Annotated in this window: 13 protein-coding genes and 1 pseudogene; 6 read left to right on the forward strand and 8 right to left on the reverse strand. The window is 72.7% G+C overall.

The window, feature by feature from the left end:
• The first annotated feature begins 34 nt into the window (after window positions 1–34).
• Window positions 35–424 (forward strand): cupin domain-containing protein, encoded by a 390-nt coding sequence (locus OG435_RS03185; RefSeq protein WP_266875166.1) that lies wholly within the window; start codon window positions 35–37, stop codon window positions 422–424.
• A gap of 64 nt (window positions 425–488) precedes the next feature.
• A complete protein-coding gene (locus tag OG435_RS03190) occupies window positions 489–980 on the forward strand; it encodes a hypothetical protein (RefSeq protein WP_266875167.1) in 492 nt (163 codons plus the stop codon).
• 127 nt (window positions 981–1107) lie between these two features.
• Here the strand turns inward: OG435_RS03190 and OG435_RS03195 are convergent, their stop codons facing one another.
• The 5 genes from OG435_RS03195 to OG435_RS03215 are packed head-to-tail and all read right to left on the reverse strand — an operon-like array spanning window position 1108 to window position 5945.
• Window positions 1108–1773 carry an HAD family hydrolase gene (locus OG435_RS03195; protein ID WP_266875168.1) on the reverse strand — a complete coding sequence of 222 codons (666 nt, stop codon included), beginning with the start codon at window positions 1771–1773 and terminating at the stop codon, window positions 1108–1110.
• On the reverse strand, window positions 1770–2906 hold the full coding sequence (locus OG435_RS03200) for an ABC transporter ATP-binding protein (protein ID WP_266875169.1): 1137 nt from the start codon (window positions 2904–2906) through the stop codon (window positions 1770–1772). Before OG435_RS03200 ends, OG435_RS03195 begins: the two co-directional genes overlap by 4 nt.
• Window positions 2907–2911: 5 nt before the next feature.
• Window positions 2912–3880: an ABC transporter permease gene (locus OG435_RS03205; protein ID WP_266875170.1), complete on the reverse strand. Its 969-nt coding sequence runs from the start codon at window positions 3878–3880 to the stop codon at window positions 2912–2914.
• Window positions 3868–4776 carry an ABC transporter permease gene (locus OG435_RS03210; protein ID WP_266875171.1) on the reverse strand — a complete coding sequence of 303 codons (909 nt, stop codon included), beginning with the start codon at window positions 4774–4776 and terminating at the stop codon, window positions 3868–3870. The genes OG435_RS03205 and OG435_RS03210 overlap by 13 nt, the downstream gene beginning before the upstream one ends.
• A complete protein-coding gene (locus tag OG435_RS03215; protein WP_430625567.1) occupies window positions 4776–5945 on the reverse strand; it encodes an ABC transporter substrate-binding protein in 1170 nt (389 codons plus the stop codon). Before OG435_RS03215 ends, OG435_RS03210 begins: the two co-directional genes overlap by 1 nt.
• A gap of 277 nt (window positions 5946–6222) precedes the next feature.
• On the opposite strand from OG435_RS03215, the gene OG435_RS03220 reads away from it, so the two are divergent.
• Complete coding sequence (locus OG435_RS03220) at window positions 6223–6969, forward strand: GntR family transcriptional regulator (RefSeq protein ID WP_266875172.1); 747 nt, start codon at window positions 6223–6225, stop codon at window positions 6967–6969.
• Between the two features lie 21 nt (window positions 6970–6990).
• Here the strand turns inward: OG435_RS03220 and OG435_RS03225 are convergent, their stop codons facing one another.
• Window positions 6991–7830, reverse strand: a complete 840-nt coding sequence (locus OG435_RS03225) for a reductase (protein WP_266875173.1) — start codon at window positions 7828–7830, stop codon at window positions 6991–6993.
• Window positions 7831–7901: 71 nt separating this feature from the next.
• On the opposite strand from OG435_RS03225, the pseudogene OG435_RS03230 reads away from it, so the two are divergent.
• The 3 genes and pseudogenes from OG435_RS03230 to OG435_RS03240 form a co-directional block, all read left to right on the forward strand.
• Window positions 7902–8648, forward strand: a pseudogene (locus OG435_RS03230) (LysR family transcriptional regulator); the annotation flags it as partial.
• A gap of 631 nt (window positions 8649–9279) precedes the next feature.
• The gene (locus OG435_RS03235; protein ID WP_266875174.1) at window positions 9280–9732 is read left to right on the forward strand and encodes a hypothetical protein; all 453 of its coding nucleotides are present in this window, start codon (window positions 9280–9282) and stop codon (window positions 9730–9732) included.
• 125 nt (window positions 9733–9857) lie between these two features.
• Window positions 9858–10265, forward strand: a complete 408-nt coding sequence (locus OG435_RS03240; protein ID WP_266875175.1) for a hypothetical protein — start codon at window positions 9858–9860, stop codon at window positions 10263–10265.
• 288 nt (window positions 10266–10553) lie between these two features.
• On the opposite strand, the gene OG435_RS03245 is transcribed toward OG435_RS03240, so the two are convergent.
• Both OG435_RS03245 and OG435_RS03250 read right to left on the reverse strand, forming a co-directional pair.
• Window positions 10554–12518: an ATP-binding protein gene (locus tag OG435_RS03245; protein WP_266875176.1), complete on the reverse strand. Its 1965-nt coding sequence runs from the start codon at window positions 12516–12518 to the stop codon at window positions 10554–10556.
• Window positions 12515–12925, reverse strand: coding sequence for a hypothetical protein (locus OG435_RS03250; RefSeq protein WP_266875177.1), 411 nt, complete (start codon window positions 12923–12925; stop codon window positions 12515–12517). Before OG435_RS03250 ends, OG435_RS03245 begins: the two co-directional genes overlap by 4 nt.
• Between the last annotated feature and the right edge of the window lie 622 nt (window positions 12926–13547).

Genomic DNA, 13547 nt, shown 5'->3' on the forward strand with positions numbered 1-13547 from the left:
GGGAGCCGCACACCAACGCGTAGAGGAACCACACATGTTCGGCATGATCATCGACACCACCCCCGACACGACCGCCGGCGCCGGCCCGGCGCTGCGCCTCGACCCCGAGGGCGGCCCGTTCCGCGAGCTCGCGGCCGTCCGGATCCAGGTGCCGGCCGGCGGGACGATCCCGGCCCACGCGCACGGGGCGTCCGAACTGCTCCTCACCGGCGTCACCGGGACGGTCGAGGCCTCGTGCGGGTGCGGCGCCAAGACGGTGGCTCCGGGCACCTTCGCGATGCTGCCCGCGGGCAAGGAGATCACCCTGGTCAACCACGGCACGGAGCCGGCGACGGTCCTCGCGGTGTTCTCCCAGAGCGAGTTCACGCAGGGACTCCCGCGCGCCGCGGCGAAGGGCTGCGGCTGCCAGGGACACGGCGGCTGACCTCCCGGTCCCCTTCGGGCGGGCCGCTCTTTACTGGCCACCGGCCTGATCCCATACTTCTCGCGTGAGAACGACGGATAAGCAGCCCCGCACCAGTCCACTGGTGCCCGACGCGGTGGCCCGGGAGATCGCCCGGCACGACTGGAGCTCCATCGACTGCGGCTGCGGCCGCCCGGCCGGGCATCTCGATCACCTCGCGGACACGTTGTGGGACGCGGCCGAGGGACACCCGGCCGCGTTCCGCGCCCTAGAGGGCCATGCCTTCCACACCGGCGTGCTGCGGCCGCCCGCCCCGGCGGTGTCCGGGGTCCTGATGGCCGTCTGGGCCGCCGGCCCGCCCCGGCAACTGACGCGCGAGGCCCTCCTGTGGGCACTGCTGAGCCTGCTCGGCGCCGAGGACGACGGCTCCTCGCACGAGGCCGGGCTGTACGGCCAGTGCGCCGCGCACATCCGCGCCGAGCTGCCGGGCCTGCGCGAGGCGGCGGCCCGGTGCCCGGGCTCCGTCTCGGCCGCCTACGCGGACGGCATCCTGCGCCTCCTCGACCTGACGGCCTGACTGACTGACCGCGTGACGGCCTGATCGCCTGACGGCCTGATCGCCTGACGACCCGACCACCTCACCGCCGACTGCCCGGGTGCCCGGCCCCGGTGCCGGGCCCGACCGGGTCCGGCACCGGGGCGCTTCAGGACCTGGGTGCGGGCACCAGGCAGTCCCGGAGGGTGGCCGACGTGACCTCGGTGAGGGAGGGCGCGAAGGTGCGTACCGGCGACGCGGGGACCTCCAGCAGGGACGGGACCACCAGCACGCCGCAGCCGGCCGCCTCCGCCGAGGCCGCGCCGTCCGGGGAGTCCTCGACCGCCACGCAATTCCACGGCTCCACGCCGAGGCGCGCCGCGGCGGCCCGGTAGGGGTCCGGGTGCGGCTTGGTCAGGGAGGTGTCGTCCGCGGACAGGGTCAGGGCGAAGGGCACGTGGGCCAGCGAGCCTCCCACCACCGAGTCCACGACCACCCGCGGCGAGGCGCTGACCAGCGCGAACGGTATGCCTTCGGCCTCCAGGGCGGTGAGCAGCTGCTGCGCGCCCGGCCGCATCGGCGCGCCCTCCTCGACCCGGCCGAAGAAGCTCTCGGTCAGGACCCGCGCCACCTCCCGCACGTCCCCCGCGCCGGAGACCCGTACGAGGTGCGCGGCGGTGTCCTCCACCGCCCGGCCGACCACCTCGGGCGCGTCGGCGTCGGTCAGGGCGTGGCCCAGGTCCGCGGCGATCTCCACGGTGGTCTGCCACCACAGGACCTCGGTGTCGACGAGGGTTCCGTCCATGTCGAAGAGGACGGCGGCGAGTCGGGTCATGAGGCTTCTTCCGGGTCCGAGGCCGTGGCCGGGGCCTCGGCCGTGGTGGCGACGACGAGGACGGGGCGTTCGGCCAGTCCCACGGCCGCCCGCGCGCCCGGTACGAGCGCTCCCGCCTCGCGCGAGGGCAGGTCGGCCTTGACCCGGATGCCGTCGGGCAGGTCCAGGTGCAGCCGGGTCACCGACCCGAAGAACGAGGCCGAGACGACGGTTGCCGCGCCCCGCTCGTCCGCCGTCACCGTGACGTTCTCGGGGCGTACGAGGACCTCGACGTCCGGGGTCGAGGGCACCGGGCCGTCCACCGGCAGCCGGGAACCGGCCACCTCCACCGTCCCGGAGCCGGCCAGCCGTCCGGGGAGCCGGTTCATGGTTCCGACGAACTCGGCGACGAACGGGGTCGCCGGCCGCTCGTACAGCTCGGCCGGGGCGGCGCACTGCTCCAGGCGGCCCGCGTTGAGCACGGCGACCCGGTCGGCCATGGACAGCGCCTCCTCCTGGTCGTGCGTGACGAACACGGTGGTGATGCCCAGGGAGAGCTGGAGCCGGCGGATCTCCTCGCGCAGACCGGACCGCACCTTCGCGTCGAGCGCGGAGAGCGGCTCGTCCAGCAGCAGGACGCGGGGGCGCAGGGCGAGGGCGCGGGCGAGCGCGACGCGCTGCTGCTGCCCGCCGGACATCTGGTACGGGTACCGGTCGCCGTGGTCGGGCAGGCCGACCAGGTCGAGCAGTTCGGCGGCGCGCTCGCGGCGGGCGGCCGCGCCGACCTTGCGGACCCGCAGGCCGAAGGCCACGTTGTCGCGGGCGCTGAGGTTCGGGAAGAGGCTGTACGACTGGAACACCATTCCGGCGTCACGGCGGTTGGCCGGGATCCGCGTGATGTCCTGTCCGTCGAGGAGGACTTCGCCGGAGTCGGGCTGCTCGAAGCCGGCGACGACGCGCAGCGCAGTGGTCTTTCCGCAGCCCGACGGGCCCAGCAGGGCGACGAGTTCGCCGGGCTCGATGGTGAGGTCGAGTCCGTCGAGGGCGACGGTGGAGCCGAATGCCCGGCGCAGGCCGCGGAATTCGACGCGCGCTCCGCCGGGTGCCGCTTCGCTTTCCGCGGACTTCCTGGCCTCGGGAAGGGTGAGGGACATGCGGGTCAGGACTCCTTGCCGGAGGTGCGGGAGGTACGGGAGTTTCGCGAGGGGCCGGGAGACACGGTAGCGGGGGCGGTCCCGGCCCGGGAGAGGAGGAGCAGCAACAACCAGGTGATGAGGAGGCTGAGGACGGAGACGGCCACCGACATCCGGGCATGTGCTCCGGAGATGGACACGATCCACACGGCGAAGGGCTGGAAGCCGAGCAGCGAGGCGATCGTGAACTCTCCGAGGACCAGGGCCAGGGTGAGGAAGGCGGCTCCGGCGAGGGCGGTCCGCAGGTTCGGCAGGATCACGCGCAGGACCACGTAGGGCCAGCTCGCGCCACAGCTGCGGGCGGCCTCGACCAGGGTCGGGACGTCGACGGCGCGCAGGCCCGCGTCGAGGGAGCGGTAGACGAAGGGCAGTGCGAGCACGGTGTACGCGAGGACCAGGACGAGGGGGAAGTCCGGGTTCTGGACCGCGAGGAAGGTCTGGTAGAGCGGAGTCCTGGAGAGGTGTTCGGGACCCCACCGCAGCACCGTGGTGATGCCCGTGACCAGCGCGATCGGCGGCACGACCAGCGGCATCATGCACATCACCTCCACGACCGGGCGCAGCCGCGGCGAGCCGATGCGTACGGCGACCAGTGCGGGCACGGCGAGGAGCAGCGACGCGGTGATGGTCGCTGCGGCGAGGCACAGGGAGAGCAGCAGGCTCCGGGTGAACCCCTCGGCGCCGAGCAGCTGGGTGTACGCCTCGAAGCTGATGCCCTGGCCGGGGACGTGCACGGTGAAGACGAAGGAGGCGAGGAGCGGGAGCAGGAAGTACGCGCCCGCGAGCGCGAGCACGGCTCCGCGCCACACCCGGGGCCGGGAGCCGGAGCGCAGCCGGCGCGGCGCACGGGTCCGGGGATCCGCGGCGGCCGGGGCGCTCGGAGCCGCCGGGGCCGCCTCGTCGTTCGGGGCGGGCGTCGGGGTCATCGCAGCCATCGGGCGCTCCGTCGCTGGAGGGGCAGGTAGACCGCCATGACCAGGCCGGCGATCACGATCATGTCGAGGCCGAGGGCCAGGGCCACGTTCTCCTGGCCGGTCAGCACGTTCCCGGACAGGGCGTCCGCGATCTTGAGCGTGACCAGCGGGACGGAGCCGCCGACGAGGGCGGCGGCCGTGGCGTGCGCGGCGAAGGCCGTACCGAAGAGCAGCACGAACCCGCCGAGCAGGGAGGGCGCGAGGACGGGCAGGCCGACGTGGCGCCAGAACTGCCATCCGCTCGCCCCGTTGTTCTGGGCGGCCTCGCGCCACTGCGGGCGCAGTCCGTCCAGCGCGGGAACGGTCACCAGCACCATGAGCGGGGTCAGGAAGTAGAGGTAGACCACGGTGAGGCCGGTGAAGGAGTAGAGGTTCCAGCCGAGGCCGGTCAGGTCGGCGAGCTGGGTGACGACTCCGGAGATCCCGACGGTGGCGATGAACGCGAAGGCGAGCGGGACCCCGCCGAAGTTGGCGAGGACGCCGGAGGCGGTCAGCGTCGCCCCGCGCAGGGCGCGGGAGGGCGAGGTGACGACGGCCTGCGCGATGAGGACGCCGAGCACGCCGGCCACGAGTGCGGTGAGGCCGGAGAGCTGGACGCTTCCGATGAGCGAGCCGAGGTAGGGCCCCTGGAGGGAGCGCGCCAGGTGCTCGCCGGTCGCTTCGGTGGCGCCGCTGACCGGGTCCGTACGGGTGACCGCGCCGAAGGCGATGGCGCCCAGCGGGACGCCGAAGCACAGGCCGGTGAAGACGAGGAGCGGGAGGGCGGCCAGCCAGGTGCGCGGGCCGCGCCGCCGGCGGCGGGTGGTGCTGCCGCCGGCGGTCCCCGTCGTTGGGGGGATGGTGGTGGAGGCGGACATCAGCTGAGGGCCTTGTCCCACTTCTCGGCGAGGGTGGCCTTGGCCTTGTCCAGCTCGGTGGAGGCCGGGAAGGTCGGGGTGCCCTGGACCTGCGGGAGCTTGGTGACGGCTTCCTTGTCGACGGTGCCGGCCTGGGTCATGGCGGGCAGCAGCACGGGACGGGCGAAGCCCTTCAGCCACAGGTTCTGGCCCTCGGCGCTGTACAGGAACTCCATCCACAGGCGGGAGGCCGCCGGGTGGGGGGCGTCCTTGTTGATGGCCTGCGAGTAGTACTGGGCGTAGACGCCGTCGGTGGGGATGGCCACCTTCCAGTCGACGCCCTTGCCCTTGAACTGCTCGGCGTAGCCGGCGTTCAGGTAGTCCCAGTCGATCGAGATGGGGGTCTCGCCCTTCTCGACGGTGGCCGGGGTGGACTCGACGGGGATGAAGTTCCCGCTCTTCTTCAGCCGGCCGAAGAAGTCGATGCCGGGCTGGATGTCCGCGAAGGAGCCCTTGTTCGCGAGGGCCGCCGCGTAGACGCCGCCGAAGGCGGAGCCGGACTTGGTCGGGTTGCCGTTGAGGGCGACCTTGCCCTTGTACTCGGGCTTGGCCAGGTCGGCGAAGGACTGCGGGCAGTTCGGGATGCGGGCGGCGTCGCAGCCGATGGAGACGTAGCCGCCGTAGTCGTTGTACCAGCGGGCGTCCGCGTCCTTCTGGGCGGCGGGGATCTGGTCCCAGGCGGTGACCTTGTACGGGGCGAAGAGGTTCTCGGCGGCGCCGCTGCGGGCGAAGGCGATGCCGAGGTCCAGGACGTCGGGGGCGCGGGTCTGGCCCTTGCGGGACTTGACCGCGGCGATCTCGTCGGCGCTGGAGGCGTCCGGGTTCTCGGCCTTGATCTTGACCTTGGGGTACTTGGCCGCGAACGCCTTCTGGATCTCGCCGTAGTTCGCCCAGTCGGCGGGCAGCGCGATGACGTTCAGCTCGCCCTCCTTCTCGGCGGCCGCGACGAGGCCCTCCAGGCCTCCGAAGTCGGCGACCGAGGTGGCGGCGCCGGGCTGGGTCTTGTTCTTGCCGTCGCCACCGGCGGAGCCGGCGGTCTTGTCGGGTGCGGCGCCGCACGCGCTGAGCGTGGTGAGCACGGCGGCACTGAGCAGGACGGCCGCACCGCGACGGGCGGAGGAACTGAGCACGGTCTCTCCCGGAGACGAAAACGCATGAGCACGCTGGGGGAAGGATTCACTTGTCTGAACAAGTTGGCTCCAGTTCGCCCTGGGTCGCTGTACGGACGGTGAACGGCGGCTGTCGCGTGGAGCACGTCTCGACGAAGACCGGAGACTGGCCGGATACAGCCATGACGGAAGACCTCAAGATGATCTTCGGACCCGGCACGGCCTAGGCTGGTGGCGGGCGACAGGCATCGGGCAGTGCCGCCGGTGCACATATCCACGCGAGGGGGAACAGGACACCATGGCTACGGTGCGGTATCTGGAGATCGCCGAGGCGCTGCGCCGCTCGATCCTGTCCGGCCAGTACCCGGTGGGTGCCCAACTGCCCTCGGAGAGCGACCTGGCGGCGCACTGGTCGGCCTCGCGCGGCACCGTCCGCCAGGCCGTGGCGACGCTCGCCGCCGAGGGGCTGATCGGCTCGCGGCAGGGGGCCCGCAGGATCGTCCTGCGCCACGAGCGCAAGCACAGTTTCGGCGAGCTCAACAGCTTCGCCCAGTGGGCCGAGGGAGTCGGCCACCAGGCCGCGAGCCGCTTCCTGTCGCGCACCCGCCGCCCCGCGACGACCGAGGAGGCCGACCGGCTGGCCCTGCCGCCCGGCACGGAGATCCTCGCCGTCCTGCGGCTCCGGCTGCTCGACGGGGAGCCGACGATGGTCGAGCGGACCACCTACGCCGACTGGGTGGCGGCGGCGGTCGAGCAGATGCCCGAGGACTGCCGCTCGGTGATGGACGGACTGGCGAACGACTCCGGGATCGTCGCCCACTACGGCGAGCACCTCATCGACGCGCTTCCCGCCGGCAGCGAGGACGCCCGGCTGCTGGAAATCCGCCGCGGCAGCCCGCTTTTGCGCCAGCGGCACGTCTCCGCGACCCGTACGGGTCGCCCCATCGAGTGGTCCGACGACCGTTACCGGGCCGGCAGCGTCACCTTCAGTGTGAACAACTCGGCAGTAGCAACCCCGTTGGAGCGCCGGGCCGGGGACCGGTAGGGGGCCGGGAGGGAGCCGCCGTCACCGCCCCGCCCCGAGTTCGGCGGCGCTCTCCGCGACGGCTTCCGGGAGCCAGTCCGCGACCCGCCCGAAGCGGAAGCCGAGCCCGGCGGCCCGCCCGTTGTCCATCGCGTAGGCGCGGTCGAAGGAGAACGGCGAGGCCTCGGACCCGGCCGGGACGGTCCGCAGGCGCGGCGCCCGGCCGACCCGCTCGGCGACGGCCCCGGACAGCCCGAGCACGTCGAGCTCCCCGTGCGAGGCGGCGTTCACCGGCCCGGTGAAGTCCTGCTGCCCCGCCCAGTGGAGAAAGCGGGCGATCTCGTGGTGCTGGATGAAGGAGGTGGGGTACGGGGCCGCGTGCACCGCCACCGGGATCCCGGCGGCGATCCGCTCCACGTAGTGCGCGAGCCGGCCGGTGAACTCCGCCCGGCCGCCCCCGAGTACATGCGCGGTGCGCACCGCGACGTGACCGAAGGCGGGCTCCGCCCCCAGGACCTGCTCGGCCCGCCGCTTGCCCTCGGCGTAGGCGCGCGCCTCCGGGGTGGGCGGCGCGGGGTCGTGGACCTCCATCGTCGAGGTCATCACGTACCGCCCGGTGAGGCCGGCGAAGACCCGGCGGGCGGTCTCCGCCTGCCGGGGCGTGTAGCAGACCTGGTCGAAGACCACGTCGAAGGTGCGCTCCCCCAGCGCCGCGCGGAGCCCCGCTTCGTCCTCCCGGTCGGCGATCAGGTGGCCGACGCCCCGGGGCGGGGAGGCGGAGCCGCGGTTGAGGACGGTCACCTCGTTCCCGGCGTCCCGCTCGAGGGTGACCAGGTGCTTTCCGAAATAGCGGCTTCCGCCGATGACGAGAATCTTGTTCATGTCCGGGACTCTGCCGCTGTACGGTCCCCAGTGGAACTACCGGAATGCTGTTCGCGTCGTAAGGGAAACTGATGATCGATGTGCAGCGGCTGCGCATCCTGCGCGCCGTGGCCGAGCACGGCAGCTTCAACAAGGCCGCCGCGGCACTGCACCTGACGCCCTCGGCCGTCTCCCAGCACATCGCGGCGCTGGAGCGCGGCCTCGGGCACCCCGTCGCCGTGCGCAGCACCCGAGGAATCACCCTCACCGAGCCGGGCCGGCTGCTGGTCGAGGCGGCGGAGGCGGTGTCGGCCGAGCTCGACCGGGTGCGTCACGAGATCGACCGGGTCACCGCCGAGCGGCCCCGGCTCACGGTCGCCACCTTCGTGAGCGGCGGCCGGAAGCTGCTGCCGGGCGCCCTCGCCCGGTTCGTGGCCGCGCACCCGGAGGTGGAGCTGACGGTCCTGGAGGCGGAGCCGGAGGAGGCTGTCCCGATGGTCCGCTCGGGCGCCGCCGATCTGGCCCTGACCTACCACTTCGACGGACCGCTGCCGCTCCGGCCGGGGGCCGCGCTCGACTGGCTGCCACTGCGGGAGGATCCGCTGGCGCTGGTTCTGCCGCCGGGGCACCGGTTCGCGGGGCGCGCGTCGGTCGCCCCGGCCGAACTCGCCTCCGACCGCTGGGTGCTGGGCTGCCTGAAGACGGAGGCCTACCTGCGGCGGTACGCGGAGGGAGCCGGTTTCGAACTCCGGGTGGCGGCTTCCACCACCGACTACTTCTTCGCGCGCTCCCTCGTCGCGGCGGGCGTCGGCGTCGCACTGATCCCGCGGATCGCGCTGCCCGCGGGGGGCGGGGTCGCGGACGGGGATGCGGGCCGGGATTCGGGCAGGGATGTGGGCTGGGATGCGGACCGGGATTCAGGCCGGGACTCGGGTCGGGACTCGGGCCAGGACTCGGGCCGGGACTCGGGCCAGGATTCAGGCCGGGATGTGGTCGGAGAGCAGGATGTGGTCGGAGACCAGGATGCGCACGGGGCCGGGGGCGGGTTCGGCCAGGAGCCCGGGGAGGGCGATCTGGCAGGCCGCGGCGTGGCCGTCGTACCGGTGGAACCGCCCTGCCCCGCACGGCACATCGGCGTGCTGACACCGCGACGGCGCCGTCCGCAGCCCTACGCGGCGGCCCTGGCCAAGGCCCTGACCGGGGCGGCGTCCGGGATTGCGCCCCGGGTCGGGCCCGGGGTGGTGCGGCCGTGATCCGGCTCCTGTGCGGCCTCGCCGCCAATCCGGCCCTGCCCGCCGATCTCCTCGACCGGCTGACCGACCTCGCGGGCCGCGTCCCCGATCCCGACGAGGACCTCGCCCGCACGCTGGCCGGCGCACCGACCTCATCGACCGGCAGGTCCGGATCCTGGCCGCCGGCGACTCGGCCGCGCTCGGGCTCGCGCAAGCCGGTCTGCTGGACCCCGTCGGCATGGACCCCCTCGACCGGCCGTCGGTGCCCCTGGCCCTGCTCGACGCGGACGCCGGACCGCCCGGGTGGGCCCGGGCCCTCGCCGCGCATCCCGACCCCGCAGTCCGTGGCCGGCTCGCGGACCCGCAGCCCGTCCCCTTCCCCGACGCGGCAGGTGGCCCGTTGGCCCGAGAGCGGGATGCAGAGCGGCAGCACACCGCCGCGCGCGTGGCCATGACCGGGCGCGCAGCGCCGCCCGCGCACGACGGTCTTCCCCATCAGGGCCGGTGGGTCCGCCACCGGACCGACCGGAAGGAGGATGAGCACGTGACCCTGATACCCGAGTCCCGGGGCTGCGTGATCCTCGATCCTCCGGCGTTCGTCCAGGTGGCGAAGCACCCCGGACTCAGGGCGGGAGGGGTGGGGATGGGCGAGTTGGAGGCGCTCCTCGCATGCGAGTGCGCTCGCGCCTGACCGCCGCCTGACTGATCGGAGTGGGTCAACGCACCCAGTTCCGCGAGCGCATCGGCGACCTGCTCCTGGCCAGTGACTGCCTGTTTGCGAGGCTGCCATCACAAGTGCTGTGGTGGCGAGGAGTTGTGCTGACGTTGTTTAGGAGGCCGGCGATGGGTGGGGTCCGGCGTGTGGAGGAGGATCGCTTCGTGACCACCCTCATTCCGCCTCCCGGGCCCGACCGGCACCGGGCGATCGTCAGCGAGGTCGCCCTCCTGTGGGCCGCGCACCACCCCGGGCCGTTCCCCGACGTGCCGTTTGACGACAGACACGATCTGGCGTACCTGGATTTCACCATGGCCGGCTGCGTCATGACGTACCTCAGGAACGGTGGTGTTCCCGGCCCGGGCGACGCCGAGGTTCTCCGGGACTGCCTACCGGAGCTCCGTGCGGCCGTAGCGCTGCTGGCGCGTTCGGCGGAGTACCAGGAGGGACTCAGGGCCTTCAGGGGCTTGGTTGCGATGGCCGAACTGATCCTGGCCGACGGGGCGTGAGCCGGTTTCCGTCGTCAGAGAGGCCGAGGTCTCTCGGGCGGGCGGCCCCGGCGCCACGGTCCACGACCTGCCCGCGAAGAAGGCGGCGGGCCGCAAGCCGCGCAGCGCCGCGACGCGGTAGAAGCGGTAGCGCTCCACCTCGTCGGGTAGTGGCTCGCCCCGAGATTGCTGGCGGTAACCACCCGAAGGGGCAGCCCTATTTCAGCCAGAGTCAGGAATTCAGCCAAGAACGCCACCTTTGATCATGCTGCCGCACTGGGAAATCCAAGATCCCCGGCAGAGCCAAGCTCAGTCCAGCGGGCAGATCGGACTCAGGGCCTGGAGGTTCTCGATCCCACTCCGCAGCTTCTCGCTGCTCAGCAGGGCGGCCGTCACATCGGGATGCACGTTGGCTTGAGGGGTCTCCGCCTCCTTGGTGTCGGCCTTCCCGTTGAAGGTGACGGTCTGTTGCCGGAGCACGGACTGCAGGGCCGGGTCGTCCGCCTTCCCGGCGGCGGTGGTCATGCCGCCGGCCAGTTGCCGGTACGCGGCCGCGAGGTCCTGAGGTGTCCGCGCGTCCCGCACGCGGAGCGCGTCGTTCGCCGCGAGCGCCTCGGAGCAGCCCGCGGGCTTGCCGTCGCCCGTGGTGGCCACCACGACGGTCACGGTGGCCGCGGCGGCCACCGTGACGGCGGCGGCGGTGACGCCGGCCTTGACCGTGACGGTCGTGGCGAGTTTCCCGAAGAAGCCGCTGACCTTGCCGCCGGCAGCCGCGGCGGATGCGGTCAGCGGTGGCGACAGGACGAGCAGGGCAGCGGCCACGGCCGCCTTGTCGCCCTCCAGGAGGTGCCGGGTCTGCTCCTCGGCGTGGACGTAGTAGGCGTGGTCCTTGCTGAGACCGCTGCGCAGGGCGGCGATCCGACCCAGGCCGTAGAGCTCCAAGGCGACTGATCCGGACCCCGCGGTGAGCGCCGCGGACACCGCGACCCGGACGAAGTGCGAGGTCAGCGACCACTGCTGGCCGGCGTTCAGGCTCCGCGCGACCATCAGCAGGAGATGCGGGTCCGGCCAGGTGGCGACGGCCTCACGCCGCGCGAGCGCGGCGTGCAGTCCCTCGGCGGCCGTGGCGGTCGGCGTGGGGTCCCAGGCCAGGTCCCGCACCGCGGCCGCCGCGTCACTGGTGATTGCGTAGGCATCCCCCACCTGGACGACCAGCCTCCGGTCGAGCAGTTCCTGCCCGGTGCCCGCGTCGTCGGGGTGCCCGGTGACCGGTGCGAACCATGCGGGGGCAAGCGGCGTACCGAACGTGGCCAGTGCCATCAGGACCCGTCGGGCCGGTTCGCTCAGGGCGACCGCCAGCGCCGCCGCCTGGTGCCGGGGACTCAGCTGGACGGGGTCGAAGGCAGGTGGCTGGTCGTGCGGTCCCTTGTCGGCGTGGTCGCGCCAGTCGTCCGAGGCCTTGATGAAGCGCGCGTACAGCAACAGCCGCTGCGGCCGCCCCTCCGACATGTGGTAGGCGAGGTCGAACTGGAGGTTCTGCAGGCCCTCCGGGCCCAGCTGCAGGCCCAGTTCGGAATTGAGCAGCTCGATTGCCGCGGCGCGGGGCAGGGGCTGCACGTGGTGGGCGGCCGCGGCGTCGGGCAGTGTGCGGTAGGGGGACGTGAACAGGAAGGTGCAACCGGAGAAGGTCTGCAGCAGTCGGCGCAGGTCGGCCTCGCCCAGGGCGCTGTCGACCACGGTGATGTGCACGTCGTGCACGGCGGCGACGGCCTGGCGCAGTTCGGTCTCGTCGACCTCGCGCAGGAAGCGGTGGCCGAAGAAGACCGTGGCCAACCGCTCGTACAGGGTCGCCAAGGTCCCGGTCTCCCCTGTTCGGGGGCGCAGCACATGGCCCCGCGTCCCGCGGGCGCGCAGGCGCTGATGCACTGCGTCCGCGATCGCGCTCTTGCCGACGCCTCCTTCCCCGTACAGTTGGACGCTCGTGCCTTCGGTCAACTGGGAGACGACGGTGTCCACGAGTGCCTGGCGGCCGAGCAGCTTGACGTCGGCGGGCGCGGCCAGCACCTCGGGCTGACGAGGGGGCAGCTCCGCGAGGCTGGGGACCCGGGTGTAGCCGCCCTCCTGGAACACCAGGTTGATGGCGTTGTCGCCCTGGCTGACGATGCCGTGGTTGACGTCGACCACGACGTTGCGGGCACCCGGGACGGAGGCGGTCAGGTCCGCCGGAGCCGGCCTGCCGGCCCGGTCCTCCGGCGGGATCCCTGCCGTACTCATCGGCGCACGGTGTTCGTCGCGCCGTCCCCGTTGGACACGATCCCCGTCATGTCCCCGCCCACTGCCACCGTGCGCTCACCGCTCGTCGCCGCCCTCGGCACGGGCAGCAGGGCCGCCAGCTCCGCGCGCAGCTCGGGGGAGTCCCGCAGCACCTGCCGGATGCGCAAGCGCAGGGCCGCCACAGCGTCCGGGTCGTCGTCCGCCTCCGCCAGATCCGTCACCGCCACATCCAGTGCCGGGCGATCCGGGTTGTTCCGGCGCAGCCGTTCGAGTAGACGCTGTCCGAGGCGCACGGTGGCGCCGGCGGCCTCGTCTTCGGCCCGGGTCAGCACCGCGGCGCCGTAGGCGCTCACAGCCGCGCTGATCGCCGGGACGGCCTGACCCAAAAGGATCTCGATCTCGGACACGTGTACCCCCGTAGTCGTGTCGACACATCTGATGCCCAGGGAAAGCGACTGCCCCTCGCTGCAGTGGCCAACCACTGTGTACCGAGAACCTCCCGACGTCGCCCCCTCCTCTCACATTGGCGAGAAATCGCTGGGTCATCTTCGAGCGGCGTCCACACCTCGATCAGGCCCTCCGGGTGGCCGTACGGGACCTCCAGGTCCCCTTCGCGTTCCCGGTATCTCCGGGACGGAGCGCGGCATAGCAGAGCAAGGCGTTTCACTCAGCCGCGATCAGGTTGGGGTTCGGCGAGCGCCACGGCCGTGACGAGTTCCGCCTCCAGGACCTGCGCGACCGCCTCGCCGGTGTGGACTGGGCGGACGACGACGAGTTCGCCGCGTACGGCCTCACCGAGGACGAGACCGCCGAGCTGCGCACCTGGCCGCCGCTGGACCGACGACCTCGACCAGCGCCTGCACGATGCCGACGGCGACGGTGGCCACGACGCCTGAAGGAGTGCTCTGGCCCGGGAAGGTTCGTGGGATCGGGGCCACCAGAAACGGCTTCGGGACTCGTAGACCGGTGTTCAGGAGTCACGACGTCCTTACCTATGTCGGCCCTGATGAGCCCGGGGATGCGTCGCAC

The organism is Streptomyces sp. NBC_01264, from assembly GCF_026340675.1.
In the GTDB taxonomy this organism is placed as follows: domain Bacteria; phylum Actinomycetota; class Actinomycetes; order Streptomycetales; family Streptomycetaceae; genus Streptomyces.